General features: G+C 67.4%; 22 protein-coding genes. 8 read left to right on the forward strand and 14 right to left on the reverse strand.

Going from position 1 to position 25,686, the window contains the following annotated elements; all coding sequences use genetic code 11:
• Positions 1-20 precede the first annotated feature (20 nt).
• A complete protein-coding gene (locus tag NWF24_RS00180; protein WP_258352411.1) occupies positions 21-806 on the reverse strand; it encodes an ABC transporter ATP-binding protein in 786 nt (261 codons plus the stop codon).
• On the reverse strand, positions 803-2,758 hold the full coding sequence (locus tag NWF24_RS00185) for an AMP-binding protein (protein ID WP_258352412.1): 1,956 nt from the start codon (positions 2,756-2,758) through the stop codon (positions 803-805). The genes NWF24_RS00180 and NWF24_RS00185 overlap by 4 nt, the downstream gene beginning before the upstream one ends.
• Positions 2,759-2,842: 84 nt before the next feature.
• On the opposite strand from NWF24_RS00185, the gene NWF24_RS00190 reads away from it, so the two are divergent.
• The 4 genes from NWF24_RS00190 to NWF24_RS00205 all read left to right on the forward strand — a co-directional run bounded on the left by NWF24_RS00190 (position 2,843) and on the right by NWF24_RS00205 (position 5,188).
• Positions 2,843-3,613 carry a Crp/Fnr family transcriptional regulator gene (locus NWF24_RS00190; RefSeq protein ID WP_093059323.1) on the forward strand — a complete coding sequence of 257 codons (771 nt, stop codon included), beginning with the start codon at positions 2,843-2,845 and terminating at the stop codon, positions 3,611-3,613.
• Complete coding sequence (locus tag NWF24_RS00195; protein ID WP_258352413.1) at positions 3,610-4,080, forward strand: hypothetical protein; 471 nt, start codon at positions 3,610-3,612, stop codon at positions 4,078-4,080. The genes NWF24_RS00190 and NWF24_RS00195 overlap by 4 nt, the downstream gene beginning before the upstream one ends.
• A gap of 62 nt (positions 4,081-4,142) precedes the next feature.
• Positions 4,143-4,907: an SDR family NAD(P)-dependent oxidoreductase gene (locus NWF24_RS00200; protein WP_258352414.1), complete on the forward strand. Its 765-nt coding sequence runs from the start codon at positions 4,143-4,145 to the stop codon at positions 4,905-4,907.
• A gap of 23 nt (positions 4,908-4,930) precedes the next feature.
• Positions 4,931-5,188: a hypothetical protein gene (locus NWF24_RS00205; RefSeq protein WP_258352415.1), complete on the forward strand. Its 258-nt coding sequence runs from the start codon at positions 4,931-4,933 to the stop codon at positions 5,186-5,188.
• Positions 5,189-5,358: 170 nt separating this feature from the next.
• Here NWF24_RS00205 and NWF24_RS00210 read toward each other — a convergent pair whose 3' ends face one another.
• A complete protein-coding gene (locus NWF24_RS00210) occupies positions 5,359-6,375 on the reverse strand; it encodes an MBL fold metallo-hydrolase (RefSeq protein WP_258352416.1) in 1,017 nt (338 codons plus the stop codon).
• Between the two features lie 60 nt (positions 6,376-6,435).
• Complete coding sequence (locus NWF24_RS00215) at positions 6,436-7,419, reverse strand: Bug family tripartite tricarboxylate transporter substrate binding protein (protein WP_093059315.1); 984 nt, start codon at positions 7,417-7,419, stop codon at positions 6,436-6,438.
• 264 nt (positions 7,420-7,683) lie between these two features.
• Here NWF24_RS00215 and NWF24_RS00220 point away from each other — a divergent pair, with 264 nt between their 5' ends.
• Entirely contained in the window at positions 7,684-8,061 is a 378-nt protein-coding gene (locus NWF24_RS00220) for a VOC family protein (protein WP_258352417.1), read from the forward strand.
• 16 nt (positions 8,062-8,077) lie between these two features.
• Here the strand turns inward: NWF24_RS00220 and NWF24_RS00225 are convergent, their stop codons facing one another.
• The 10 genes from NWF24_RS00225 to paoA form a co-directional block, all read right to left on the reverse strand.
• Positions 8,078-8,659, reverse strand: a complete 582-nt coding sequence (locus NWF24_RS00225; RefSeq protein WP_258352418.1) for a superoxide dismutase — start codon at positions 8,657-8,659, stop codon at positions 8,078-8,080.
• Between the two features lie 36 nt (positions 8,660-8,695).
• Entirely contained in the window at positions 8,696-9,364 is a 669-nt protein-coding gene (locus NWF24_RS00230; RefSeq protein ID WP_258352419.1) for a helix-turn-helix transcriptional regulator, read from the reverse strand.
• Between the two features lie 36 nt (positions 9,365-9,400).
• Positions 9,401-10,840, reverse strand: a complete 1,440-nt coding sequence (locus NWF24_RS00235) for an efflux transporter outer membrane subunit (RefSeq protein WP_258352420.1) — start codon at positions 10,838-10,840, stop codon at positions 9,401-9,403.
• Positions 10,837-13,929, reverse strand: coding sequence for a MexW/MexI family multidrug efflux RND transporter permease subunit (locus NWF24_RS00240; RefSeq protein WP_258352421.1), 3,093 nt, complete (start codon positions 13,927-13,929; stop codon positions 10,837-10,839). The genes NWF24_RS00235 and NWF24_RS00240 overlap by 4 nt, the downstream gene beginning before the upstream one ends.
• Positions 13,926-15,035: an efflux RND transporter periplasmic adaptor subunit gene (locus NWF24_RS00245; RefSeq protein WP_258352422.1), complete on the reverse strand. Its 1,110-nt coding sequence runs from the start codon at positions 15,033-15,035 to the stop codon at positions 13,926-13,928. The genes NWF24_RS00240 and NWF24_RS00245 overlap by 4 nt, the downstream gene beginning before the upstream one ends.
• A gap of 208 nt (positions 15,036-15,243) precedes the next feature.
• Positions 15,244-16,131 (reverse strand): LysR family transcriptional regulator, encoded by an 888-nt coding sequence (locus NWF24_RS00250; RefSeq protein ID WP_258352423.1) that lies wholly within the window; start codon positions 16,129-16,131, stop codon positions 15,244-15,246.
• A gap of 39 nt (positions 16,132-16,170) precedes the next feature.
• Entirely contained in the window at positions 16,171-16,875 is a 705-nt protein-coding gene (locus tag NWF24_RS00255) for a cysteine hydrolase family protein (RefSeq protein ID WP_258352424.1), read from the reverse strand.
• Between the two features lie 105 nt (positions 16,876-16,980).
• Positions 16,981-19,176 (reverse strand): aldehyde oxidoreductase molybdenum-binding subunit PaoC, encoded by a 2,196-nt coding sequence (gene paoC, locus NWF24_RS00260; RefSeq protein ID WP_258352425.1) that lies wholly within the window; start codon positions 19,174-19,176, stop codon positions 16,981-16,983.
• Between the two features lie 3 nt (positions 19,177-19,179).
• The gene (locus NWF24_RS00265; protein WP_258352426.1) at positions 19,180-20,130 is read right to left on the reverse strand and encodes an FAD binding domain-containing protein; all 951 of its coding nucleotides are present in this window, start codon (positions 20,128-20,130) and stop codon (positions 19,180-19,182) included.
• Positions 20,127-20,771, reverse strand: coding sequence for an aldehyde dehydrogenase iron-sulfur subunit PaoA (paoA, locus tag NWF24_RS00270; protein ID WP_258352427.1), 645 nt, complete (start codon positions 20,769-20,771; stop codon positions 20,127-20,129). The genes NWF24_RS00265 and paoA overlap by 4 nt, the downstream gene beginning before the upstream one ends.
• 137 nt (positions 20,772-20,908) lie before the next feature.
• Here paoA and NWF24_RS00275 point away from each other — a divergent pair, with 137 nt between their 5' ends.
• The 3 genes from NWF24_RS00275 to kdpE are packed head-to-tail and all read left to right on the forward strand — an operon-like array spanning position 20,909 to position 25,373.
• A complete protein-coding gene (locus tag NWF24_RS00275; protein WP_258352428.1) occupies positions 20,909-21,880 on the forward strand; it encodes a LysR family transcriptional regulator in 972 nt (323 codons plus the stop codon).
• Between the two features lie 42 nt (positions 21,881-21,922).
• Positions 21,923-24,664 carry a DUF4118 domain-containing protein gene (locus NWF24_RS00280; RefSeq protein WP_258352429.1) on the forward strand — a complete coding sequence of 914 codons (2,742 nt, stop codon included), beginning with the start codon at positions 21,923-21,925 and terminating at the stop codon, positions 24,662-24,664.
• Positions 24,665-24,674: 10 nt separating this feature from the next.
• Positions 24,675-25,373: a two-component system response regulator KdpE gene (kdpE, locus tag NWF24_RS00285; protein WP_258352430.1), complete on the forward strand. Its 699-nt coding sequence runs from the start codon at positions 24,675-24,677 to the stop codon at positions 25,371-25,373.
• Positions 25,374-25,686: the final 313 nt, after the last annotated feature.

Genomic DNA, 25,686 nt, shown 5'->3' on the forward strand with positions numbered 1-25,686 from the left:
CGTGGCTGTGTGCTTGCATCTCAGTGCTCCACACCCAGATAAGCCCGGATCACGTCTTCGTTGTTCCGAACTTCATCCGGCGTGCCGTCGCCGATCTTCTTGCCGTAGTCCAGCACCACCACGCGGTCGGAGATGTCCATCACCACGCCCATGTCGTGCTCGATCAGCACGATGGTCGCGCCGAACTCGTCGTTCACGTCGAGGATGAAGCGGCTCATGTCCTGCTTCTCTTCCACGTTCATGCCGGCCATCGGTTCGTCGAGCAGCAGCACCTGCGGCTCCATCGCGAGCGCGCGGCCCAGGTCGACGCGCTTCTGCAGGCCGTAGGGCAGGCGGCCCACGGGTGTCTTGCGGTGCGCCTGGATCTCTAGGAAGTCGATGATGTGCTCGACGAATTCGCGGTGCCGAAGTTCCTCGCGTTCGGCGGGGCCCCAGCGGAAGGCTTGTGCGAGCAGGCCGCTCTTCATCTTGAGGTTGCGCCCCGTCATGATGTTGTCGAGCACGCTCATGCCCTTGAAGAGGGCGAGGTTCTGGAAGGTGCGCGCCACGCCCATCTCGGCCACCTGGCGCGAGTTCATGTGCTTGAAGGTCTGGCCGCGGAAGGTGATGGAGCCCTGCTGCGGCCAGTACACGCCGTTGATGCAGTTCAGCATCGAGCTCTTGCCGGCGCCGTTCGGTCCGATGATTGCGCGCACCTCGTGTTCGCGCACGTTGAAGCTGATGTCGGTCAGCGCCTTCACGCCGCCGAAGCTCAGGGAGATGTTCTGCACGTCGAGGATGACCTCGCCAGTCTTCCGGGTGCTCATGCCGCCGCCTTCACGATGGGAAACGTCTTCGCTTCGACGACCTTCAGCGTGGCGCTGACAACCCCCGTGCGTCCGTCCTCGAACTTGACCTGGGTCTCGATGTACTGCTCGGTCTTGCCGCCGTAGAGCGCATCGACCAGCACCGCGTATTTCTCGGCGATGAAGCCGCGGCGCACCTTGCGCGTGCGGGTCAGCTCGTCGTCGTCGGGGTCGAGCTCCTTGTGCAGCACCAGGAAGCGTGCGATCTGCGTCTCGCCCATGCCGTCTTCGCTCGCGAGGTCGGCATTCACCTTGGCGATGCACTCGGCCACCAGCGCCAGCACGTCGGGCTTGCCGGCCAGGTCGACGTAGCCGCCGTAGGCGAGGCCGCGGCGCTCGGCCCAGTTGCCGACGGCTTCGTAGTCGATGTTGATGGCCGCACACACTTCGTCTCGCGCGTTGCCGAAGCACACGGCTTCCTTGATCTGCGGGAAGAACTTGAGCTTGTTCTCGATGTAGTTGGGCGCAAAGATCGCGCCGCTCACGAGCCGGCCCACGTCCTTGGCGCGGTCGATGATGCGCAGGTGGCCTTCGCTGTCGAGCACGCCCGCATCGCCGGTGTGGAAGTAGCCGTTCGCATCAAGCACCTCGGCCGTGGCGTCGGGGCGCTTGTAGTACTCCTTGAGCACCGACACGCCGCGCACCAGCACTTCGCCGTCTTCCGCGATCTTCAGTTCGATGCCCGGCGCGGCCGTGCCCACGGTCTGCAGCTTGACCTTGCCGTCCTGCTGCAGGCACACATACGCGCAAGTCTCGGTCTGGCCGTAGAACTGCTTGAGGTTGACGCCGATGGAGCGGTAGAAGCGGAACAGGTCGGGCCCGATGGCCGCGCCGGCCGTGTAGGCCACGCGGATGCGGCTCATGCCCAGCACGTTGCGCAGCGGGCCGTAGATCAGCAGGTTGCCAAGGCCGTACATCAGGCGGTCGCCCGTGCCCACGGGCGCGCCGTTGAGGATGTCCGCGCCCACGCGCCGCGCCAGCGCCATGAACTTTGCATACAGCCAGCGCTTGGGCGCGGCCGCGTCTTCCATGCGGATCGACACGGCCGTGAGCAGCCCTTCGAAGGTGCGCGGCGGGCCGAAGTAGTAGCTCGGGCCGATCTCGCGCATGTCGTTCATCACCGTCTCGGCCGACTCGGGGCAGTTGAGCGTGAAGCCGCCCACCAGCCATTGCGCCACCGAGAACAGGTGGTCGCCCACCCACGCCATCGGCAGGTAGCTCATGATGTTGTCGCCAGGGCCGAGCTTGTCGGTCTGCACGCCGCCGCGGCCCGCCGCGATGAAGCTCGCGTGCGTCTGGCACACGCCCTTGGGGCGGCCGGTGGTGCCCGAGGTGTAGAGGATCACGCCGACATCCGTTGCCTCGCCGCTGGCCACCGCGCGGTCGTAGTAGCCGAGGTTGGCCTTGTCGAACTCGCGACCCAATGCGCGCAGCTGCTCGTAGCTCATCAGGCCCGGCTGGTCGTAGTGGCGCAGGCCCTTGGGGTCGTCGTAGATGATGTGGCGGATGCCGTGCTGCTGGTCCTTCTGGAGCTCGCGGCACTCGAGCAGCTTGTCGACCTGCTCCTGGTCTTCGACGATCACGAAGTCGATGGCCGCGTCCTGCAGCATGAAGACCATCTCGCTTGCCACCGCGTCCTGGTACAGGGGCACCGGCACGCCGCGCAGGCTTTGCGCCGCGACCACCGCCATGTACAGGTGCGGCCGGTTGGCGCCGACGATGGCCAGGTTGTCGAAGGGCTTGAAGCCCAGGCTCGCGAGACCGCAGGCCATTTCGCGCACTTCCTGCGCCACGGCGTTCCAGGTCCAGGTTTGCCAGATGCCGAGATCCTTCTCGCGCACGGCGGGCGCCTCGGGTTGGGCCTCGGCATGCGCGAGCAGCAGACGGGGGAAGGTGGGGGCGGTTGTTTGCACAGTGGGCGGATCGTAGGTCTCACTTTGACGCCCGGTTGTCGTTCCAACGACAATCCTAGGGACACTACTCCCCGGAGTTTCCCGATGCCTCACGGCAATCTCAACCACAACGTGCTCGGCGGTTCGATCAAGGACCGCGTGCGTCCCGCCAATGCCGCGGAGCTCGAAGGCATCCCCTGGCTGCCCACGCTCACGCCTGCCGAGCGCCGCCGCGCCGAGGCCGCGCTGGTTGTGGGCGAGGCCGAGCCCGGCGACCTGGTGTGCCGCGTCGGCCGCTCGCCTACCTACTGGTTCGGCGTGGTCGAGGGGCTGCTCAAGATGAGCAACGACAACGCCGATGGCGGCTCGGTCACCTACACCGGCGTGCCGCCAGGCGGCTGGTTCGGCGAAGGCACGGTGATGAAGCGCGAGCCCTACCGCTACAACATCCAGGCACTGCGGCGCAGCCTGGTGGCGGGGCTGCCTATCGAGAGCTTCCACTGGCTGCTCGACCATTCCATCGGCTTCAACCGCTTCGTGATGAACCAGCTGAATGAACGGCTGGGCCAGTTCATCGCGGCGCTGGAGATCGACCGGCTCAACAACCCCGACGCGCGCGTGGCGCGCAACCTGGTGTCGCTGTTCAACCCGGTGCTGTACCCGGGCGTGGGCGAGGTGCTGCGCATCACGCAGCAGGAGCTGGCCTACCTGGTCGGCCTCTCGCGCCAGCGCGTGAACGAGGCGCTGAACGGCCTGTCGGCACAGGGCCTGATCCGCGTGGAGTACGGTGGACTGCGCGTGCTCGACCTGCCGGGCCTGCGCGCGACCGCGATGTCGAACAGGAAGAACGCCTCGGCGGAAACGGAAAACACATGACCCTCAAAGACCAGCTCCAGGTGGTGCCCGCGAATGCGGAAGCGGCCTTCATCGCACCGCCCGAGGCGCCCAAGGCGAAGGCCGAAGACACCGGCCCAACGCTGCAGGAGGCCATCGAACGTAACGAGGCGCTGAACGAGAAGCTCGATGCGCTCAACGAAATACTGGCCAAGCCGCTCAATGAGATCCTGGCCGACCGCGAGAAGTCTGAAGAGGCCGCGCTCGCGTGGGACCGCTTCGGCGCGATGTGGATGCTTTCGCAGCGCGCCATGCGGCGCGTGGCGCTCAACCTTGCGGCGCAGCTCGGCGTGAGCGAGGAAGAAGTCGTCTCGCGTGCGATGGCCAATGCCAATGCGGTGCTCAACGGCGCAGACGAGGTCGACCTCGACGGCACCATCGCGCCTGCGCAGCTGCAACACATCGCCCGCCACCGAAACTTCCTTCGCAAACAGTTCCGTACCGGTTGAGCACCAAGGCCTCTCGATACCGCTTAACCTCCCCGCCTTCGTTCCAGAAAGAGCTTCCCTCGATGACCGCTTCCCACCTCACCCTCATTACCGGCGCCTCGCGCGGCCTGGGCCATGCCATGGCCGAACAGCTGCTGCAGGCCGGCCACACGGTGCTGGGCATCTCGCGCAAGCAAGACCCAGCGCTTGCCGAGGCAGCCAAGGCCGCCGGCGCCGAACTCGTGCAGTGGGAGCAGGACCTGTCCGACCCCGTGGCCGCATCGGCCCGCGTGTCGGCATGGCTCAAGACCATCGACGCGCAACGCTTCGACAGCGTCACGCTCATCAACAACGCCGGCACCGTCGGCAACCCCGCGCCGCTGTCGAGCGCGGTGGAGGCCGAGCTCTCGCTGGCCCTGCGCATCGGCCTCGAAGCGCCGATGCTGTTGACGGCTGCCTTCCTCGGCGCCACCCGCGAATGGCGCGGCGCACGCAAGGTGCTGAACATCTCGTCGGGCCTGGGCCGCAACGCCATGGGCAGCCAAGCGCCTTACTGCGCGGCCAAGGCCGGCATGGACCACTTCTCGCGCGCCGTGGCGCTCGAGGAAGCGAATGCAACGAACGGCGCGTGCATCGTCTCGCTCGCGCCAGGCGTGATCGACACCGACATGCAGGTGCAACTGCGTGGCGCCTCGGCCGAGAAGTTTCCGGACCGCACGCGCTTCGTGAGCATGAAGGAGGATGGCCGGCTCGACAGCCCCGCCACCGCCGCTGCCAAGGTACTCAAGTACCTGGCGCGCGAAGACTTCGGCAACAACCCCGTGGCCGACGTGCGCGACCCTGCCTGATCGAAACGAAGGACACGCACGCCATGGCCACTGCCAAGTCGATCGACACCATCGAGTACAAGCTCTTCCCGTCGCCGAGGAACGTGCACCGCATCGTCTTCGAGCACCAGGTCTTCGTGCCGTACCCGTACGCGCTGATCGTGATGGACGAGTTCTATTTCAAGGGCCGCTACAGCCTGTTCTCGGCTTGCCGACTGAGCGACGGGAAGATGGGGCAGGTGGCGACGTTCGAGGATGAGTCGGACGTCGCTATCTTCAACACCAAGTTCGTGCCGGATTAAGCGCCTGCTTTGCTGCCTTGTCCCCTCTCCCCTTGGGGAGAGGGTTAGGGTGAGGGCTGCGGCTTTCGGACATGCGCAGCCTTCGCCACCGCCGCTGACCCTCATCCCAGCCCTCTCCCCAAGGGGAGAGGGAGCGCAGCCATCGTGACTGGTGCACGCTCAAGACGCCACTACTGCATCGCGAACCTGTCGCGCTGCGCCTGCGCGCATTCGCCCATCACGTTCAATGCGCGCTCCACCGTGGGCGTGCCCATCACGAAGGGGTTCGCCGCGCCGGCCGGCTGCTGCCGCATCGCCGCCATCTTGGCCTGAGAGCTGTCGACGTTCGAGTGGTTCGACAGCATCACGTCGATGCCTTGCGCCTTGACCAGGGCATCCATGCGCCGGGTGGACGCGATGTAGTTGTCCAGCCGCGGCACGTCCTTGCCGAAGTTGAAGCCCGTGCCGCCCCAGAGCATGGCGCGGTGCTTGCGGCCGTTCTCGCTCACGTCGAACACCGGCGAGAGCGTGCCCATGGTGTGGCCCGGCGTGAGGTACAGCGTGACGGTGGTGTCGCCCAGGGTGATGCGGTCGCCGTCCTTCGCCGAGATGTCGCCCGCGCCGCGCTTGGGCGGCGCGCCCCAGACGGGCGTGGCGAACTCCAGCTTCGTCTCGGTCATCGTCCAGTCGGCGTCGCTCATCACCACGCGCGTGCGGTACTTCTGCGCGAGGTAGGGCGCGCCGCCGTAGTGGTCGCCGTGGCCGTGCGTGACGATCACGTACTTGATCTGCGCCGGGTCGAGGCCCAGCTTGCGCATGCCGCCTTCTATCAGCGCGGCGGCCTCCACCTGGTTGTTCAGCGCATCGATGAGGATGATGCCGTCGGAGGTCTTGATGGCCCAGGCGCTGACCCAGTCGGCGCCCACGAAATACAGGTTGTCGAAAGCCCTGGCGGGCGGCGGCGCCGGTTTGTTGATGAGCAGCGGGAGGCCCTTGTCGAGTTCGTCCTGCGGCGGGCGCGTGGCTGGGGCGGGCTTGCACAGCGAGAGCAGCGGGCCTAGGTCGGTGCCCGCGGCCTGCGTGGCTGCCGCGACGTGGGCAGCCACGGTTGCGTCGGAAGGCTTCTGCGCGGGCGTCTGCGCGCAGCCCTGGACGAGGGCGACAACCGCCGCCAGGGCGGCTGTCTTCAGGGGAAGCGAAGGAACCATCGGTGTCTCCATGCCGTCGTTGCGGCTTGTTCTGGAGACACCATTCTGCGGCGCGCAGGCTTATTCGATTGTCGCGCCCGAGGCTTGCACGATGCCCTTCCACTTCTCGTAGTCGGTCTTCAGCAGCGCGCCGAACTGCTCCGGCGTCATGCTCTGCGGCTCCGCGCCCTGCGCGATGATGGCTGCCTTCATTTCAGGCGTGGCCAGCAGCTTGTTGATATCGGCATTCAGCAGCGTCACCACGTCCTTGGGCGTGCCGGCCGGCACGAAGATGCCGTACCAGGTGCTCACGTCGAAGTCTTTGTAGCCGAGCTCGGCCACGGTGGGCGTGTCGGGCAGCGAGGTGCTGCGCTTGGCCGACGTGACCGCCAGCGGGCGCAGCTTGCCCGCCTTGATCTGCGCCATGGCCGAGGGCACCGACGACACCATCAGGTCGACGTTGCCCGCGAGCACGTCCATCATGGCCGCGTTGGAGCCCTTGTAGGGCACGTGGCGCATCTTGATCTTGGCGGCGCTGTTGAAGATCTCGCCGGCCAGGTGGATGGTGGTGCCGTTGCCGGGCGAGCCGTAGGTAACGGTGTCTGGCGCGGCGCGTGCGGCCTTCACCACGTCGTCGAGCGTCTTGAACTTGGAATTGGCCTGCGTGACGATCACCACCGGCGTGTAGGCCACGTGGGCCACCGCGGTGAGGTCTTTCACCGGGTTGTAGCTCAGGTTCTTGTAGAGCCAGGGCGCGACGACCATGTTGTCCTTCTGGCCCATCACGATGTCGTAGCCCGTGGGCGCGGCGCGCGCAGCCTCGGCGATGCCGATGGTGCCGCCGGCGCCCGCGCGGTTGTCGGGCACCACGGTCCAGTGGTTCACCTCGGTGAGCTTCTGGGCCACCAGGCGCGCCAGGATGTCGGTGCCGCCGCCGGGCGGGAAGGGCACGACCATGCGGATGGGCTTGGCGGGGTAGGCCGCGGTCTGTGCATGAGCGGTGGCCGTGAAGGCCAGGGGGAATGCCAGCGCGAGGGCCAGCTTGCCGAGGTGTCTGCGGATCATGGGTTGTCTCTTTGTCGGGGTCGATTCGGGGTTGCAGTCGTTGCCGTCGTCACTGCACCGGGGGTGCAGTGTGCCGGAAGCCGGGTAAGAAGGATTTCTTCATTTGCGATGGGGCTCGTATCGACTTGCGGGGTGCCATTTTCCGATGTCTTGACAGGGCCCTGTCCGACGCAAATACTGCACCGCATGGTTGAGTATTTTTGGCAAGCCCGGCATGCGTCGATGGCACGCCGGGCCTCCCCGAAGGAAACCCAGGAGACTCGCATGCTCGGAAACATCAACGCAGTGGCCAATCTCGCGGTGAAAGACCTCGCGGTGGCCCGCCGCTTCTACGAAGACACGCTGGGCCTGTCGCAGGTCGATGCGGAGGGCGACGAAGTCATCGTCTACCGCAGCGGCAGCACGCGAATCAACGTGTACCGCTCGCAGTTCGCCGGAACGAACCAGGCGACGGCTGTCACCTGGCAGGTGGGCGGAGACATCGAGCGCCTGGCCGCTGCCCTCAAGGCCAAGGGCGTGCGCTTCGAGCACTACGACATGCCCGACACGAAGCTTGTGGGCGACCTCCATGTCATGGGCGAGATGAAGGTCGCGTGGTTCAAGGACCCGGACGGGAACATCCTGAACCTGATCAACGGCTGATCGATCAGCCGAAGTTTCAGCCGAAGTTCTTCGCCGCGAAGTCCCAGTTAGCCAGCTTGGCCAGGAAGGTCTCGACGAACTTCGGGCGCAGGTTGCGGTAGTCGATGTAGTAGGCGTGTTCCCAGACGTCCACCGTCAGCAGCGCGGTGTCTGCGGTGGTCAGCGGCGTGCCGGCGGCGCCGGTGTTCACGATGTCCACGGAGCCGTCGGCCTTCTTCACCAGCCAGGTCCAGCCCGAGCCGAAGTTGCCCACGGCCGACTTCACGAAGGCTTCCTTGAAAGCGTCGTAGCTGCCCCACTTGGCATCAATGGCCTTGGCCAGCGCGCCGGTGGGAGCGCCGCCGCCCTGCGGCTTCATGCAGTTCCAGAAGAAGGTGTGGTTCCAGATTTGCGCGGCGTTGTTGTAGATGCCCCCGCTGGATTTCTTGACGATCTCTTCGAGCGTGAGCGATTCGAACTCAGTGCCCTTTTGCAGGTTGTTGAGGTTCACCACGTAGGCGTTGTGGTGCTTGCCGTAGTGGTACTCGAGGGTTTCCTGCGAGTACTCGGGTGCCAGTGCGTCGAGCGCGTATGGCAGGGGTGGGAGCTTGTGTTCCATCGTGGTTTCCTTGTGGTGGTTGTTGAAAAAACAGAGTCAGGCATTCGCCTTGGGTTCGACCCGGTAGGCGCACCGTCGCGCGCCCGCCAGCACGTGTTCGACGCGGCTGACGCTCACGTCGGGCCCCAGCACTTCGTCGAAGAGTTGCAGCTCACTGCGGCAGAAGCCCGTGCAGGCCTGTGCCGCGGTGCAGATGGGGCAGTGGTTCTCGATGAAGAGAAACCCCTTGCCCTGTTCGTCGGGCCGGAACTCGGCCATGTAGCCCTCGCGGCTGCGGATTTCCGCCAGCCGCTCCAGCCGCGCCTTGAGGCTGCGCGCGCCGCGCATGGCCTCGGTGTAGTTGGTGCGCATGGAGGCTTCGCGCGCATTGATGAGCTGGTCCATGCCCTTCTCGCCGAACACGCTGATGACGGCGCTGATCATCTGCACCGTCATCTCGGCGTGCGTGTCGGGAAAGCGCTTGTGGCCCTCGCCCGTCAGCCGCCAGATCTGCGTGGGCCGGCCACGGCCACTGGAGCGGCTCTCGGCGTCGACCAGGCCTTCGGCTTCCAGCTTGGCCATCTGCTGGCGCACCGCCTCCACCGTGACGTTCAGCACCTTGGCGATATCGGGAATGCCGAGCGCGCCGCGGGTCTTGAGCGTCGAGAGGATGCGGTCTGCCGGCTGGTGCGGCATCCAGGTGGGCTTGGCATCGGGGGCTGACATGGCGGATTCGGTCGTAGGGAGGAAACAGTGCCATTGTCAGGTGGTTGGCACTCCCTTCGCAGCGGCGGGTGCTTGCCAGCCGCCGCCCAGCGCCTTGTAGAGCGCGACGAGGCTGGTGTACGAGGCGGTTTCGGCCTCGGCCACGGCGTCTTGTGCGCGCAGCAGGGTGCGCTGTGCGTCGAGCACGCTCAGGTAGGGGGCGGCCCCTTCGCGGTAGCGCACCTCGGCCAGTTCGGCGGCGCGGCCGCTGCGGGCGGATGCATCCATCAGCCGTTGCAGGCGCAGCTGGTTCTGGCCGTAGCCGGTGAGGGCGCCTTCCACGTCCTCGATGGCGCGCAGCACGGTCTGCTCGTAGAGCGCGCGGTCGCCTTCGGCCCGAGCCTCGGCGCCGCGCACGCGGGCCTTCACCGAGCCCAGCCGCAGGGCCGGCCAGCTCACGCCCGGCGTCACGCTGAAGGCCCGGCTCGATGAACTGCCCAGGTCGGAGCCCCGTAGCGCGACAAAGCCCAGGAAGCCGCCGATGTCGAAGCGCGGATACAGCTCGGCCGTGACCGCGCCCACGTCGGCCGTGCTGGCCGCCAGGCCACGCTCGGCGCGCAGCACGTCGGGCCGGCGGCGCAGCAGGTCGGCCAGGTCGCCGATGGGCAGGCGCTTGTCGAGCACGCGCAGCTGGCGCGGCTGCAGCATCGGCTCCAGTTCGCCGGGGCGCAGGCCGGCCAGCACCGCGACGCGGTAGGCCGACTGCCGGCGCGTGGTTTCGAGCGCGGGCAGCTGGCTTTCGGTGGTCGCCAGGTTGGCCTGCGCGCTTGCCAGGTCGCCCTCGAGGCCGCGGCCGGTCTGCACCTGCGCCTCGGTCACGCGCAGGCTCTGGCGCAGGCTGTCGAGCGTGCGGCGCGTCACGGAAATGCGCTGCTCGGCGCCGCGCATCTCGTAGTAGTTGCGCGCCAGCTCGGCCACGGCAACGATGCGCACCTGCTCGAGGTCGGCCGCGCTGGCCTCGGTGCGCGCGGTCGCTGCTTCATCGAGCCGCTTCAGGCGGCCGAACAAGTCGATTTCCCACGAAGCGTCGAAGCCCGTGCGGCTGCTCTGCGACAGCGAACGTACATCGGGTTGAGTGCCGCTGTTGCCCTGCGCAATGCTGCGCGTCTTGCTCGCGCCGGCGGTCACGACCGGCAGCCGGTCGAGCTCCGCCTCGGTCTGCGTGGCGCGGGCTTCGAGCAGCCGGGCCTGCGCGATGCGGATGTCGTGGTTCTCGGCCAGTGCGCGGTCGATCAGCGCATCGAGCTGCGGATCGTCGAGCTGGTGCCACCAGTCGCGCTGCACCGCGTCGGTGGCAAACAGCGAGCGCTCGGGCACGGTGATGGCAACGGGTGCGTCGGCCGGCGCTTTGTAGTTGGGCCCAACGGCGCAGCCGGCCAGCACCAGCATGCTCAATGCGAAGGGAGCGGCGTAGGTAAAGAGTCGGTTCATGGTCATGCTCCTTCGGCCAGCGCTTCGAGTTCGGCCGCGCGCTGCGAGTGGCCCGCCGCGCGGTGGTCGCGCGCCAGCAGCGTGTACATCGTGGGCAGCACGAACAGCGTGAACAGCGTGCCCACCAGCATGCCGACCACGATCACCAGGCCGATGCTGAAGCGGCTGTTGGCGCCCGCGCCGCTGGCAAACAGCAGCGGCACCAGGCCCATCACCATCGCGGCCGTGGTCATCAGGATGGGGCGCAGCCGGATGCGCGCGGCCTCCTCGATCGACGCGCGCCGGTCGAAGCCCTTGTGCATCTGGATCTCGTTGGCGAACTCCACCATCAGGATGCCGTGCTTGCTGATGAGTCCGATGAGCGTCACCAGCCCGATCTGCGTGTAGATGTTGATGGTGCCGAAGCCCAGTGCCAGCGGCACCAGCGCGCCGCAGATCGACATCGGCACGCTGATCAGAATGATCAGCGGGTCGCGCAGGCTCTCGTATTGCGCGGCCAGCACCAGGTAGATCACCACGATGGCGAACACGAAGGCCATCACCAGTGCCGAGCCCTCCTGCGTGAACTGCCGCGCGTCCGACTGCCAGTCGTAGCTGAAGCCGGCCGGCAGTTTTTTCGCCTCTTCGCTCAGGAAGGCCACCGCGTCGCCCATGGTCACGCCCGGCATCGGAATGGCCTGGAAGGTGGACGCATTGAGCTGGTTGAACTGCGTGAGCTTGTTGGGGCCCACGCTGGTCGACAGCTGCACCAGGTTGGCCAGCGGCACGGGCTGGCCGCTCGCGCTCTTCACGAAGTAGCGCGACAGCGCCTCGGCCGTGAGCCGCTGCTCGCGTGGCGACTGCGGAATCACGTCGTAAGAGCGGCCGTCCATGCCGAAGCGGTTGACGTAGTTCTCGCCCACCAGCACCGCCAGCGTGTCGCCGATGGACTTCATCGTCACGCCCATGCTGTTGGCCTTGGCGCGGTCCACGCGGATCTCGACCGTGGGGTTGTTGAACTCCAGGTCGCTGTCGACCACGGCGAACTTGCCGCTGTCGCGCGCCGACTTCTTCAGCGCCTCCATCGCCTCGAACACGGCGCGATGGTCACCCGCGCTGCGAATGACCATCTGCACCGGCAGGCCACCGGTCGAGCCCGGCAGCGAGGGCAGCTGGAACGCGAAGACGCTGCTGCCTTCCACATCGTTCATGCGGCCCTGTGTGTCGCTCTGGATCTGGTCGGCGTTGCGCTTGCGGTCTTTCCAGTCGGACAGCTGCACGCCGCCGATGCTGTTCGAAACGCCGTCCGAGCCGTTGATGAGCCAGCGGCCGGTGTTCTCGGGCAGCGTGGCAAAGACCTCGTCCCACTTCTTGCCGAACTTCTCGACGTAGTCGATGTTGGCGTGCTGCGGCGACTTGATGGCCGTCAGCACCATGGCCTGGTCTTCGCCGGGCGCGAGCTCGCGCTGCGCCGCGTTGTAGAGGAAGGGCAGGCTCACCAGCACCAGCGCCGCGAACGCGCCGGTCACCCAGCGGTGATGCAGCGACACATCCAGCAGCCGGCCGTAGCCCGTGGCGAGCCTGTGGAAGAAGGCTTCGGCGGCGCGCGCCATGCGGCTGCCCGTGGTGTCCTGCGGCAGCAGGAATGAGCTCATCACCGGCGACAGCGTGAGCGCTATCACGCCCGACACCACCACCGCACCCGCCAGCGTGAAGGCGAACTCCTTGAAGAGCGAACCGGTGAGCCCGCCCATGAGCCCGATGGGCGCGTACACCGCGGCGAGCGTGAGCGTCATCGCGATCACCGGGCCGGCCACTTCGCGTGCGCCGATCAATGCGGCCTGCACGCGCGACTTGCCTTCTTCTATGTGGCGATGCACGTTCTCCACCACCACGATGGCGTCGTCCACCACCAGCCCGATGGCCAGCACCATCGCCAGCAGCGTCAGCAGGTTGATGCTGAAGCCGAACAGCAGCATCAGCGCGGCCGCGCCGAGCATCGACAACGGAATCGTCACCACCGGAATGAGCACCGCGCGGATCGAACCCAGGCACAGGAAGATCACGATCACCACGATGGCGATGGCTTCCAGCAGCGTGTGTCGCACCTCGTCGATGGAGGCCTCGATGAAGCGCGCCAGCTCGAAGGGCAACTGCACTTCAACGCCCGGCGGCAGGTTCTGCTTGATGCCGGGCAGCAGCTCGCGGATGCGCTTCACGATCACCAGCGGGTTGCCGTTGGGCGCGGCCTGCAGGCCGAGGTAGATGGCGGGCATGCCGTCCATCGTCGCGCTGCTGTCGGCGCTGGCCGCGCCCAGCTCCACCGTGGCCACGTCGCCCAGGCGCACGATGGCGTCGCTTCCACCGTCGGTCTGGCGCTTGATCACCATGTCGCGGAACTCGGCCACGTTCACCAGGTCGGTGTTCACGCGGATGTTCGACACCACGTACAGGCCCTTCACCTGTCCGGGCGCGGCCTGCACGTTGTTCTGGCGCAGCGCGTCGGCCAGCTCGCCGGCCGAGATGCCGCGCGCGGCCATGCGGTTGGGGTCGAGCCACACGCGCATCGCCAGCGTCTGCCCGCCCGACACCTCGACGCCGGAGACGCCGGTGATGGAGGCGAACTGCGGCTGCACCACGCGCGAGAGGTAATCGGTGAGCGCCGGCATCGGCATCGTCTTGCTGGAGAAGCCGACGTAGGCCACGGCCGTTGCCTCGCCCGACGATTTGAGGATGACCGGGTCGAAGGCCTCGGCCGGCAGCCGGTACTTCACCTGGCTGACCTGGGCCATGGCTTGCGTGAGTGCCTGGTTGGCGTCGGCATTGAGCTTCATGCGCACGCTGATCACGCTGCGGCCCAGCGTGGAAGACGACGACAGGTAGTCGACGTTCTCGATGGTCGCCACCGCCTGCGCGATGGGCTGCGTGACGAAGCCCTGCATCAGCTCCGGCGAGGCACCGGGGTACTGCGTGGTGATGGTGAGCGTAGTGCTCTCGGTCAGCGGGTATTGCCGCACCGGCAGGTCGCCCAGCGCACGCGCGCCGAGCAGCAGGATGAGCGTGCTCACCACCAGCGCCAGCACGGGGCGGCGCACGAAGAGGTCGGTGAACTTCATGACTTCGATTCCTGCGCGAGGGCCAGCGTGTCTTTCGCTGTCGGCATCACGGCGGCGCCGGTGTACAGGCGCAGCTGGCCGGAAGTGACGACCTTGTCGCCGGGCATCAGGCCTTTCTCGATGACGACCAGGCCGTCCTGCCGCTCGCCGGCCTTCACGAACACCTGCAGCGCCGTGAAGCCGTCGCCCTTTTCGGCGGGCCGCACCACGAAGACCGAGTCGCCGTGCGTGCTGTAGGTAATGGCCGTCTCGGGCACGGTGATGGCGTCGTTGCGCGCCGGCAACGCGACCTTGCCGTTGACGAACATGCCCGGCGTGAGCGCGCCGTCGGCGTTGTCGATGGTGGCCTGCAGGCGCACCGTGCGCGTGTCGCTGCCGATCTGCGGCTCGATGGTGCTGAGCCGGCCCTGGAACACGCGCCCCGGATAGGCATCGACCGAGAGCGCCACTTGCTGGTTGCGCTTGAGCACGGGCAGCGCCGTCTCGGGAAGCGTGAGGTTGGCGAACAGCGTGCGGCTGTCGGTGAGCGACACCAGCGCATCGCCGGCCCGCACGAACTGGCCGAGGTTGACGCGGCGGATGCCGAGCACGCCATCGAACGGCGCCTTGATGCGCTTCTGCTCCAGCAGCGCCTGCACGCGCCGCAGGTCGCCGCTGGCCTGGTCGAAGGCGGCCTGTGCCTGTTCGAGCTGTTCCTGCGTGGCCGCCTGCTGCGGCACCAGTCGGCGCGTGCGGTCGAGCAGCGCCTTGGCATTGGCGCGCTGGGCCGTCAGGCGCTCCAGGTCGCCCTGCTCGGGCGCGTCGTTGAGCTGTACCAGCAGTTGCCCTGCGCGCACTTCGCCGCCGGGCGTGAAGAGAATCTTCGCGACGCGGCCTTCCACTTCCGCCGGCACCTCCACCTGCCGGTTGGCCTCCAGCGTGCCGATGCCGCTGAGAAAGCGCGCCACCTCCGTCTTCTGCGCGGTGGCCACCGCCACCTTGGCCGGCGGCCTGCCGCCACCCTCCGCATGCGCCGGCGTGAGCTTCGTGACGAGCCCGTAGCCGGCTCCCCCAATTACCAATGTCGCGAGGCCGGCGCCTAGCCACGCCCTTGATTGCTTGTTCATTACGACGTCCATTATTAATCAAAGAAAGTACTTTGATTATTAAAAGATGCCGGTGGCCTGTCGATGAAGGCGTGGCAATGGCCGTCATAGGCCGGGGCTATTTGCGCAGGGCTGCTGTGCATGTCGAGTTCTCCAGGGTTACGCGGGGATTCCCGCTGACCTGAAGAAGACGTGCCATCCACCCGGGTTGTGACAACCCGCGGCTTTGCTATCTGTAATGAGCCGCCATGAAATCGATGAAGGCGCGCACCGCGGGCTGCACGTGCCGCGTGCGCGGATAGAGCGCCGCGTAAGTGCGCTGCCCGAGCGTCGCGTCAGGCAGAACGCGCACGAGGGCACCCGACTGCAGGTCGGCGCGCACCGTGTGCCAGGTCAGCGCTGCGATGCCCAGCCCGCATTTCGCGGCCGAATACAGCGCGGTGATCGTGTCGCAAGCGAAGCGCGCATCCGGCTTTAGCGTTTGCTGTTGACCATTGCGCATATGCAGGGTCCAGCGCGCGGGGCTTTCCGGCCCGTTGTGCTGCAGGCACTGGTGCTGCGACAGGTCTTCCGGTGTGCGGGGCAGGCCGTGCTCGACCAGATAGCGTGGCGCGGCGACCAGCACCATGTCGGAGACGGCCAGCGTCCGCACCATCATCGAGGCATCCTCCAGTTCGGCGCTGATACGCAACGCGACGTCGATGCCTTCGGCCACAAGCTTGGTGAAACGGTCGGTGCAAACGACTTCCAGCCGGATGCCCGCATGGCGCGCCTGGAAGGCAGGCAGCCAGTCGGGCAGCTCCAGCGTCGCGATCGAGAGCGGCATGCTCACCTTCAGCGTCCCCGAGGGCGCCTTGCCGTCCGTCGCCGCATCGGCATGGGCCGCATCCAGCCGCGAGAGGATGTCCGTGCAGGCGGCGAGGTAGCGATGCCCCGCTTCGGTCAGCGTGATGCCGCGCGTGTCGCGCCGCACCAGCTGCGCGCCGAGCGACGCCTCCAGCGCCTGCAACTGGCGCGACAGGCTGGAGTGCGTGGTGCCCAGCGACTGCGCCGCGGACGAAAGGCTCTTCGCCTGCGCGATGCGTTGAAAGGCGCGCATCGCCTTCACCTGATCCATGCGCCGCCCTCCCGCGGGTTCCTTAGATCCTTCGCATTTTCAGGCAACCGGCAATGCCAGGATCTGCGCGGTGGTCAGCACCTCGCCGAAGGTGTCTTCGATCTCAGCCAGTGCTGCGCGATGCAGACTGTCATGCGAAACGGTCTCGCCGTTCTCGCGGCGGATCGAACGGGTGGCCGTGGCATCGGACGACACCACCACGTCGAACCCCTGCACGGCGCCGTCGCGGGCAGCGCCGGCCACGCATGCGTGGGTCATGAGGCCGGTGATGACGAGCGTCTGCACGCCGGCCGCTCGCAGTCGCTGAGCGATGTCGCTGCTTGCGAAGACGCTGACGGTGGTCTTCTGCACGACGATGTCGCGCGCCCTCGGTTGCATGTCAGTGTGGAACTTCACGGTGTCGCCGCCCTGGGCGAATGTCGCGGAGCCTGCCGGTGCCACGTGCTGTATCTGGAACACGGGGAGGGCGTGCCGGTCGGCCCATGCCAGAAGGCGCTTCGTGTGCGCGACGGCATCCGATGCATCGGCAATGGGCATGCGGCCGGTGAAGTATTCGTTCTGGAAATCGATCACCAGCAGGGCGGTGGCCTTGCCATTCAACTGCTGCAGAGGTTTGGCGCCCGACATGGCGCGGAGGGTGGGTGTGGGAGCGAAGGGCGATGCCGCAGCGGCGGTGCCGACGATGCCGGCCGCGCAGGGCACGGCCAGTGCGCTCATGAGTCCGCGGCGAGAGAGTCCTGACATGGTTGCTGTTCCTGGAGATCCATCAAAAGTGATGAGGAAGTCTAGGAACGGCTATGGGCTACGCATAGGCCGGCACGGCGACAAGTGTTGTGCGGCTTGCGCACATCAAGCCGCATCCGGCATCCGGCTGATGAGCTTGTCCAGCGTGATCGGATAGTCGCGCACCCGTATGCCCGTGGCGTTGTGAATCGCGTTCGCCACCGCTGCACCCACGCCGCAGATGCCGAGCTCGCCCACGCCCTTGGCCTTCATCGGCGAAGAGATCGGGTCGGTCTCGTCCAGGAAGATCACTTCCTGGTGCGGGATGTCGGCATGCACCGGCACCTCGTAGCCGGCCAGGTCGTGATTGACGAAGAAGCCCAGGCGCTCGTCTACCGCGAGCTCTTCCATGAGCGCGGCTCCGACGCCCATGGTCATCGCGCCGATGACCTGGCTGCGTGCCGACTTGGGGTTGAGGATGCGGCCCGCGGCGCAGACGGCGAGCATGCGCCGCACCCGTATCTCGGCGGTGAATGCGTCCACGCCGACTTCCACGAAGTGCGCGCCGAAGGTGGACTGCTGGTACTGCTTGTCCAGGTTGCCGAACTCCAGCACGTCTTCCGCGACGATGCTCTCGCCGCCCGCGATACCGGCGAGGGGAACGTTCCGGCCACCGGCGCGCACCATGCCGTCCGCGAAGACGGCGCTGGCGGCATCCAGGCCCGCCCGTTGCGCGACGGCCTCCCGCAGCTTGGTGCAAGCCGCGTAGACGCCAGCCGTCGAGCAGTTGGCGCCCCATTGCCCGCCGGAGCCGGCGGACGCGGGAAAGTGCGAATCGCCGAGCCGTACGACCACGCGTTCGAGCGGCACGCCCATCATCTCGGCGGCCGTCTGCGCAATGATCGTGTAGCTGCCGGTGCCGATGTCCGTCATATCGGTCTCGACGGTCACGATGCCGCGCGCATCCAATGCCACGCGCGCGGCCGACTTCATCACCTGGTTGTTGCGGAAGGCGGCCGCCACACCCATGCCGACGAGCCATCGGCCGTCGCGCACGAGGCCGGGCCGCGCGCTGCGCTTGTTCCATCCGAAGCGCTCGGCCCCGGTGCGCAGGCACTCGATGAGGCGGCGCTGCGAGAAGGGACGGCTCGGGTTGGCCGGGTCTACCTGCGTGTCGTTGAGCACGCGAAACTCGATGGGGTCGATGCCCAACTGTTGCGAGATTTCGTCGACGGCAATTTCCAACGCCATCAGCCCCGGCGCCTCGCCCGGTGCGCGCATCGCGTTGCCTTCGGGCAGGTCGAGCAGGGCCAGCCGGGTGCCGGTGAGCCGGTGCTCGCCCGCGTAGAGCAGGCGCGTCTGCTGCACTGCGTTCTCGGGCTTGCCGTCCACCAGGTTGCCGGACCAGCTTTCGTGGCCGATGGCGGTGATCTTTCCTTGCGCGGTGGCGCCGATGCGAATGCGCTGGATCGTCGCTGGCCGGTGCGTGGTGTTGTTGGCGATGAGAGGGCGCTGCAACGCGACCTTCACCGGTCGTCGCGCAATGCGCGCGCCCAATGCCGCGAGCAGCGTGTCCGCCCGCAGGAACAGCTTGCCGCCGAAACCGCCGCCGATGTAGGGCGACATGAGGTGGACCTTGTCCTTGGGCATGTCCAGCGTCTTCGCGAGTTCGCCGGTGGTCCAGTCGATCATCTGGTTCGAGGTCCACACGGTGAGCTTGTCGCCGTCCCATGCGGCGATGGTGGCTTGCGGCTCCATCATTGCGTGCGAGTGGTCGGGCGTGGTGTAGGTCTGGTCGAGCCGCACTTCGGCCTTGGCGAATGCGCCGGCGAAGTCGCCGACGGTGTTGTCGCGGTTGATCGTCTTGCGATCCGTCGAAGCCTTCGCATCCGCGAGGCCGAAGCTGCCTTCGGCGCGTGCGTACTGCACCTGAACGAGTTGCGCTGCGGCGCGCGCCTGCTCGAAGGTCTGCGCGACGACGAGCGCAACGGCCTGGTGGTAGTGGTCGATGACGGGGCCGCCGAGCAGCCGGGCCGTGTTGAAGTTGCCCTTGCCCAGCTTGCCTGCGTTCTCATGCGTGACGATGGCGATCACGCCCGGCGCGGCCTTCGCGCGGCTCAGGTCGATCGAAATGATCCGGCCCTTGGCAATGGCCGATCCGACGATGTAGCCGTACGCCTGGTTGGGCACGACGTCATGCCGCTCGTATGCGTAGGGCGCCGTGCCCGTGGTCTTGAGCGGACCGTCGATGCGGTCCACCGGCTGGCCGACCACTTTCAGCTGGTCGATGGGGTTGGTGGTGGCGGGGGTGTCGAACTTCATCGCTCAGCTCCTGGCTTGCGTCAGTACCGCATCGAGCGTGCGCTCGACCAGCGACACCTTGAAGGCGTTCTGCGAAGTGGGTTTGGCGCCGGCAAGCAATGCCGCGGTCACGGCCCTGGCGCCGCGAGGCATCTCGGCCTCAGCCGCTTCCACGCGCCACGGCTTGTGCGCGACGCCGCCCACCGCAATGCGGGCGCTGCCGTCGCGCTGCACGATCGCGCCCACCGAAACCAGCGCGAAGGCATAGGAGGCCCGGTCGCGCACCTTCTGATAGATATGCCTGCCGCCCACCGGAGCGGGGAGCTTGACCGAGGTGATCAGCTCGCCGGGCGTCAGCGCGGTTTCGACATGCGGCGTGGCGCCGGGCAGCTTGTGGAAGTCCGCGATGGGGATGGTGCGCCGCGAGCCGTCGGCGCGGATGGTCTCCACAGTCGCATCGAGCGCGCGCATCGCGACGGCCATGTCGCTGGGATGCGTCGCGATGCATGCATCGCTCGTACCCACGATCGCATGCTGCCGGGTGTACCCGCCGATGGCCGAGCACCCGCTGCCGGGCTGGCGCTTGTCGCAGGCCTGGTTGGTGTCGTAGAAGTAAGGGCAACGCGTTCGCTGCAGCAGGTTGCCCGCGGTCGTTGCCTTGTTGCGCAGCTGGCCCGATGCGCCGGCGAGCAGGGCGCGCGCGAGCAAACCGTGGTCGCGCCGCACGCGGCTGTCGGCGGCAAGGTCGGTGTTGCGCACCAGCGCGCCGATGCGCAGGCCGCCGTCTGGCGTGCTTTCGATCTTGTCGAAGCCCAGGCCGTTGACGTCGATCAGGTGCGCGGGCGTTTCTATCTCCAGCTTCATCAGGTCGAGCAGATTGGTGCCGCCCGCGATGAAGCGTGCACCCGGCACCCTTGCCGCCTTCATGACGGCCTCCGTCGGCGAAGACACGCGCTCGTAGGTGAAAGACTTCATGCCGTTCTCCCCGCGGCCACTTCGGTGATCGCATCGACGATGTTGCTGTAGGCCCCGCATCGACAGATGTTGCCGCTCATGCGTTCGCGCAGTTCCACCACCGTGACCTGGGGCCTGGCCGTCAGGTCGGCGCTCACGTGGCTGGGGATACCTTCACGAATCTCGTTCAGTACGGAGACGGCGGAGCAGATCTGCCCCGGCGTGCAGTAGCCGCACTGGTAGCCGTCGTGCTTCACGAAGGCGGCCTGCATCGGATGCAGCGAGCCCGGCTTGCCAAGGCCTTCGATGGTGGTGACCTTGGCGCCTTCGTGCATTACCGCCAGAGTCAGGCACGAGTTGATGCGGCGGCCGTCCACCATCACGGTGCAGGCGCCGCATTGGCCGTGGTCGCAACCCTTCTTGGTGCCGGTCAGATGCAGGTGCTCGCGCAACGCATCGAGCAGGGTGGTGCGGTTGTCCAGCGTGAGGACGTGCGTCCTGCCATTCACTTCAATGGTCGTCTTCGACAGGCCGGAGAGCTTTGGCGCGGGTGTCGTCGCCGCGTTGGCCGCAGGAGCCTCCGCGACCACTGCCGCCGAAGCGGCCCCGGCTATCAGCAGATCGCGCCTGGAGATGGTGGTGGGTTCGTCGGGGGTATTCATGCCGTGCCGCGTGCCTTTCATCTCGAACAACTGCAATCCACCAATGTAGGCCGGTACCCCCGGGCCGAACTAGGCGGAACGGCCTTGATGCACTGACAAGTTGCTCTTGATAATCGACGGCCACACTGGAGGCCTTTATGCCTATCAATGAACTGCGTTCCATCGCCACATTCGCCAAGACGGCCGAGCTCGGCAGCCTGCGCCAAGCCGCCGCGGCGCAGGGGATGACGCCGCAGGCCGCCAGCCAGGCCCTGGCCCAACTGGAGCAGCACCTCGGTGTGCGGCTGTTCCATCGCACCACGCGCAGCATGGCGCTCACCGACGAGGGGCGGCAGTTTCTGGAAGCCGCGCAGCCCGCGCTGCTCGGCCTGCAGCGCGCATTGCACATGGCGCGCCGCGCGACCGACGAGATTGCGGGGCCGCTACGCATCGTGGGGCCGCGATCGACCTTCGCTCCCGTTTTCTGGCCCCTGCTCGACGAGTTCTGCCGGCTTTACCCCGAAGTGCAGCCCGATGTGCAACTGGACGACCGCATCGGCAACTGGGTGGAAGACCGGGTCGACGTGGGCTTTCGCGTCGGCCCGTCGCCGGCCGAGGGCGTCATTGCGCGAAGGCTGTTCGGCCTCCAGCTCATCGTCTGCGCGGCCCCGTCGTATCTTGAACGCCACGGCGCGCCCGACAGCCTGAACGCGCTGGCCGCGCATCGCTGCAGCGGCTTCCGTCTTCCCAGCACGGGCAAGGTCATGCCCTGGTACGTGAAGGTCGGGGAGGATGTCGTCGAGCACCACATCGTTCCGGCACTGTGCGTCAACGACGAAGCGCTGGAAACCGAAGCGGTGCTGGCCGGGCATGTCATCGGTTCGATGACCAGCGTGAGCGCCAGCGCGCACATCCGGGCCGGGCGGCTGATACCGCTGCTGAGCGAGCACGCTGCCGACCGTTCGGCTGTGTTCGTCTACTACGGAAGCCGCACGGCCCAGCCCGCGCGCGCCAAGGCATTCATCGACCTGGCCATACAGCGACTGACCAACAACCCCGCCTACCTGCTGACGGCGGAAGAACTGCGCTCCGCGGAATCCGCTGGGCGGCTCGCGCATGCACGTCGTTAGGGTGAGTCGACATTCAATCCGATGCGCTAACCTGTGCCGCCGATGAACGACGTTTCCCGCCCCGACCCCGACGCCCTGCTGGCCCAACTGCGAAACGACGAAGCGCGCGCATTGCGCGGCAAGCTGCGCATCTACTTCGGCGCCAGCGCAGGCGTAGGAAAGACCTGGGCCATGCTGAGCGCCGCGCAGCGCGAGCACGCCACAGGGCGCGACGTGCTGATTGGCGTGATCGAAACCCACGGACGCAGCGAAACCGCCGCGCTGCTCACGGGGCTCGACACACTGCCGCTGCGCGAGCTGGACTACCGCGGCCGCACCCTCGCCGAGTTCGACCTCGACGCCGCGCTCGCGCGCAAGCCCGCCGTGCTGCTGGTCGACGAGCTAGCCCACACCAACGCCCCCGGCTCGCGCCACGCCAAGCGCTGGCAAGACGTGCAGGAGCTGCTGGCCGCGGGCATCGAGGTGTGGTCTGCGCTCAACGTGCAGCACCTTGAAAGCCTCAACGGCACGGTCGGTGCCATCACCGGCGTGCGCGTGCACGAGACCGTGCCCGACACCGTGCTCGACGAGGCCGACGAGGTGGTGCTGGTCGACGTCACGCCCGACGAACTCACGGCGCGGCTCGCGGCCGGCAAGGTGTACATGCCGCAGCAGGCCGAGCGCGCCGCGCAGAACTTCTTCCGCAAGGGCAACCTGATCGCATTGCGCGAGATTGCGCTGCGCCGCACCGCCGAGCATGTGGAAGACGACGTGCGTGGCTGGCGCGTGGAGCAGTCGGGCGTTGGCGGCAACGGGCAGGGCCGCGAACTGCAGGCCTGGAACACATCGGGTGCGATCCTCGCCTGCGTCGGCCCGCATGAAGGCGCGGCGCAGACGGTGCGCACGGCCGCTCGGCTCGCGGGCCAGCTCAATGTGCGCTGGCATGCGGTGTATGTCGAGACGCCCAGGCTGCAGCGGCTGGCCGCGGTGGAGCGCGATCGCACTCTTGCTGTACTCAAACTGGCGGAAGAACTGGGCGCGGCCACTGCTGTGCTCACCGGCTCCGACGTGGCGGAGCAGCTGGCCGAGCAGGCGCGCCGGCTCAACTGCGCGACGCTGGTGCTGGGGCGCGCTGAACCCGCCACCGGCTGGCGCCGCTGGTGGCCCGCGGGAGCGCAGCCGCTGGCGCGTGCGCTGGCCCAACGCGCACCCGCGCTCGACATCATGGAAGTGGCCCGCGCGGAAAGCTCGCGCCGCCTGTCGCGCACCCAGCTGGAGGGCATGCGCATCGACAGCGACGATCACGAGAAGGCGCCCACCCACTGGCCCGCCTACGCATGGGCCGCCGCCACCAGCATCGCGCTCACGCTGATCTGCACGCCGCTGGCCCACGTGCTGGAGCTGTCGAACATCGTCATGCTGTTCCTGCTCGGCGTGGTGGGCGTGGCGATGCGCTTCGGGCGCGGGCCCGCGGCGCTGGCGGCTTTGCTCAACGTCGCCGCCTTCGACTATTTCTTCGTGCCGCCGCGCCTGTCGTTCGCAGTGAGCGACGTGCAGTACGTGCTGACCTTCGCGATCATGCTCGGCGTCGGCCTGCTGGTGGGGCAGCTCACAGCGGGGCTGCGCTTCGCGGCTGGTGTGTCGGCCAGCCGCGAGCGGCGCGCGCGCTCGCTGTTCGAGCTCACGCGCGAACTGTCGGCCGCGCTGGAAAGCTCGCAGGTGGTCACGCTCGGTGCTGCCGCCGTGCGGGGCCACTTCGGCGGCGATGCGCTGGTGCTGGTGACCGACGCGGCCGATCAGCTGATGCTGCCCGCCGACCCTCCCAAGGGCTTCGACCCGCAGGTGGCCGACTGGGCCTTCCGCCACGCCCAGCCCGCCGGCCTTGCGACCGCCACGCTGGCGGCGCAGGCCTGGCACTACGTGCCGTTGCAGGCGCCGATGCGCGTGCGCGGCGTGCTCGCGCTGTCACCGGCGCAGCCGCGCTGGCTGCTCATTCCCGAACAGGCGCAGCAGCTCGACACGCTGGCGCGGCAGATCGCAATCGCGCTGGAGCGCGTGCACTACGTCGAGGTGGCGCAGCAGGCCGTGGTCGAGATGGAATCGGAGCGCCTGCGCAACGCCTTGCTCGGCGCCATCTCGCACGACGTGCGCACGCCGCTCACCGCGCTGATCGTGCTGGCCGAATCGCTGCAGACCCTGCCGCCCGAGGAGCACGGCAACACCGCGCGCGCCATCGTCGCGCAGGCGCACGAGCTGCATGCGCTGGTCAACAACCTGCTCGACATGGCGCGGCTCGAAAGCGGCATTGCAGGCGGTGCGGTGAACCTGCGACGCGACTGGCAGTCGGTGGAAGAGGTGGTGGGCTCTGCGATTCGCGCAGCGCGCACGTCGCTCGGCAACACCGTCGTGCAGACCGCGCTCGACCCCGAGCTGCCGCTGGTCGAGTTCGACGCGGTGCTGATCGAACGCGTGCTGGTCAACCTGCTGGAGAACGCCACCAAGTACGGCGCGCCACCCATCGTGGTGGGTGCACGGGCCGAGCCCGGCACGCTGGTGCTGACGGTGCGCGACCACGGCCCTGGCCTGCCGGCCGCGCTGCTGGGCCACGAGCAGAAGCTGTTCGACAAGTTCACGCGCGGCGAGGTCGAATCGGCCACGCCGGGCGTGGGCCTGGGCCTTGCAATCTGCAAGGCCGTGGTGAACGCGCATGGCGGCGAAATCGCCGCGGGCAATGCGCGCGACGGCGGTGCAGAATTCACGGTCACTTTGCCCCGCCGCGAGCCTCCCGAACCGGCAGAAGCCTAACTCTGAACCCATGCCAACCCCCATCGCCATCGTGATCGAAGACGAGCCGCAGATTCGCCGCTTTGTGCGCGGCGCGCTCGAGGCCGAAGGCTGGGTGGTGCATGAGGCCGGCACATTGCGCGATGGACTGGCGGCGGCCGGCACGCGGCAACCCGATCTGCTGGTGCTCGATCTCGGGCTGCCCGATGGCGATGGTGTTTCGCTGATCCGCGACGTGCGTGGCTGGTCGGCTGTGCCGATCATCGTGCTGTCGGCGCGCACAGATGAGGCCGACAAGATCGCCGCGCTCGACGCAGGGGCCGACGACTACCTGACGAAGCCCTTCGGCACCGGTGAACTGCTGGCGCGGGTGCGAGCCAACCTGCGCCGTCCGCGAGCGGCAGGCGGCAGCACCGAAGAGCCTCCCGAGGCGCTGTTCCGCTTCGGCGAGATTGAGCTTGATCGCGCTGCACGCCTGGTGCGGCGTTCAGGCGTCGAGGTGCATCTGACGCCTACCGAGTACCGCCTGCTGTCGGTGCTGGTCGCGAACGCGGGGCGCGTGCTGACGCAGCGCCAACTGCTGCGCGAAGTGTGGGGGCCGTCGCACTCCGACCAGAGCCACTACCTGCGGATCTACATGGGGCATCTGCGGCAGAAGCTGGAAGCCGATCCGGCGCAGCCTCGGCATCTGTTGACTGAGACTGCTGTGGGGTATCGGTTGGTGGTCTAGGCCTTCCCGCGGCACCGTGACTTCCAGCCAACAGGCCATGTCGTCGCGCTTGCCTTTGCCCGCCGGCATCACCACAATCCAGCCCACCATGAAATTCATCCAAGCCATCGAGGCGAGCATCGCCACCTGATATCGCCCTCGATTGCGTTCGGAAGGCGTTGCGCCTTCCGGTATTGAAAACCCCGGCAGGTTCGTCCCTCCGGGGTTTTTGTTTTTTTGCACTTCATCCTTCACAACGCCATGCGTACCTACGACAAGCTGATCGCCACGATTCGCCTCCGCCGGAGCGTGGACACCGTGCGCCCGGGCTCCG

Source organism: Variovorax paradoxus (genome assembly GCF_024734665.1).
In the GTDB taxonomy this organism is placed as follows: Bacteria; Pseudomonadota; Gammaproteobacteria; order Burkholderiales; family Burkholderiaceae_C; genus Variovorax.

Bases quoted from the DNA above. Each gene is read 5' to 3' on its own strand.
- NWF24_RS00220 (WP_258352417.1), top strand. From the start codon at position 7,684: ATGCTCGGAAACATCAACGCAGTGGCCAATCTCGCGGTGAAAGACCTC.
- NWF24_RS00280 (WP_258352429.1), top strand. From the start codon at position 21,923: ATGAACGACGTTTCCCGCCCCGACCCCGACGCCCTGCTGGCCCAACTG.
- NWF24_RS00200 (WP_258352414.1), top strand. From the start codon at position 4,143: ATGACCGCTTCCCACCTCACCCTCATTACCGGCGCCTCGCGCGGCCTG.
- NWF24_RS00275 (WP_258352428.1), top strand. From the start codon at position 20,909: ATGCCTATCAATGAACTGCGTTCCATCGCCACATTCGCCAAGACGGCC.
- NWF24_RS00230 (WP_258352419.1), bottom strand. From the start codon at position 9,364: ATGTCAGCCCCCGATGCCAAGCCCACCTGGATGCCGCACCAGCCGGCA.
- NWF24_RS00210 (WP_258352416.1), bottom strand. From the start codon at position 6,375: ATGGTTCCTTCGCTTCCCCTGAAGACAGCCGCCCTGGCGGCGGTTGTC.
- paoA (WP_258352427.1), bottom strand. From the start codon at position 20,771: ATGAATACCCCCGACGAACCCACCACCATCTCCAGGCGCGATCTGCTG.
- NWF24_RS00245 (WP_258352422.1), bottom strand. From the start codon at position 15,035: ATGAACAAGCAATCAAGGGCGTGGCTAGGCGCCGGCCTCGCGACATTG.
- paoC (WP_258352425.1), bottom strand. From the start codon at position 19,176: ATGAAGTTCGACACCCCCGCCACCACCAACCCCATCGACCAGCTGAAA.
- NWF24_RS00255 (WP_258352424.1), bottom strand. From the start codon at position 16,875: ATGTCAGGACTCTCTCGCCGCGGACTCATGAGCGCACTGGCCGTGCCC.
- NWF24_RS00235 (WP_258352420.1), bottom strand. From the start codon at position 10,840: ATGACCATGAACCGACTCTTTACCTACGCCGCTCCCTTCGCATTGAGC.
- NWF24_RS00265 (WP_258352426.1), bottom strand. From the start codon at position 20,130: ATGAAGTCTTTCACCTACGAGCGCGTGTCTTCGCCGACGGAGGCCGTC.
- NWF24_RS00190 (WP_093059323.1), top strand. From the start codon at position 2,843: ATGCCTCACGGCAATCTCAACCACAACGTGCTCGGCGGTTCGATCAAG.
- NWF24_RS00240 (WP_258352421.1), bottom strand. From the start codon at position 13,929: ATGAAGTTCACCGACCTCTTCGTGCGCCGCCCCGTGCTGGCGCTGGTG.
- kdpE (WP_258352430.1), top strand. From the start codon at position 24,675: ATGCCAACCCCCATCGCCATCGTGATCGAAGACGAGCCGCAGATTCGC.
- NWF24_RS00250 (WP_258352423.1), bottom strand. From the start codon at position 16,131: ATGGATCAGGTGAAGGCGATGCGCGCCTTTCAACGCATCGCGCAGGCG.
- NWF24_RS00205 (WP_258352415.1), top strand. From the start codon at position 4,931: ATGGCCACTGCCAAGTCGATCGACACCATCGAGTACAAGCTCTTCCCG.
- NWF24_RS00195 (WP_258352413.1), top strand. From the start codon at position 3,610: ATGACCCTCAAAGACCAGCTCCAGGTGGTGCCCGCGAATGCGGAAGCG.
- NWF24_RS00215 (WP_093059315.1), bottom strand. From the start codon at position 7,419: ATGATCCGCAGACACCTCGGCAAGCTGGCCCTCGCGCTGGCATTCCCC.
- NWF24_RS00180 (WP_258352411.1), bottom strand. From the start codon at position 806: ATGAGCACCCGGAAGACTGGCGAGGTCATCCTCGACGTGCAGAACATC.
- NWF24_RS00225 (WP_258352418.1), bottom strand. From the start codon at position 8,659: ATGGAACACAAGCTCCCACCCCTGCCATACGCGCTCGACGCACTGGCA.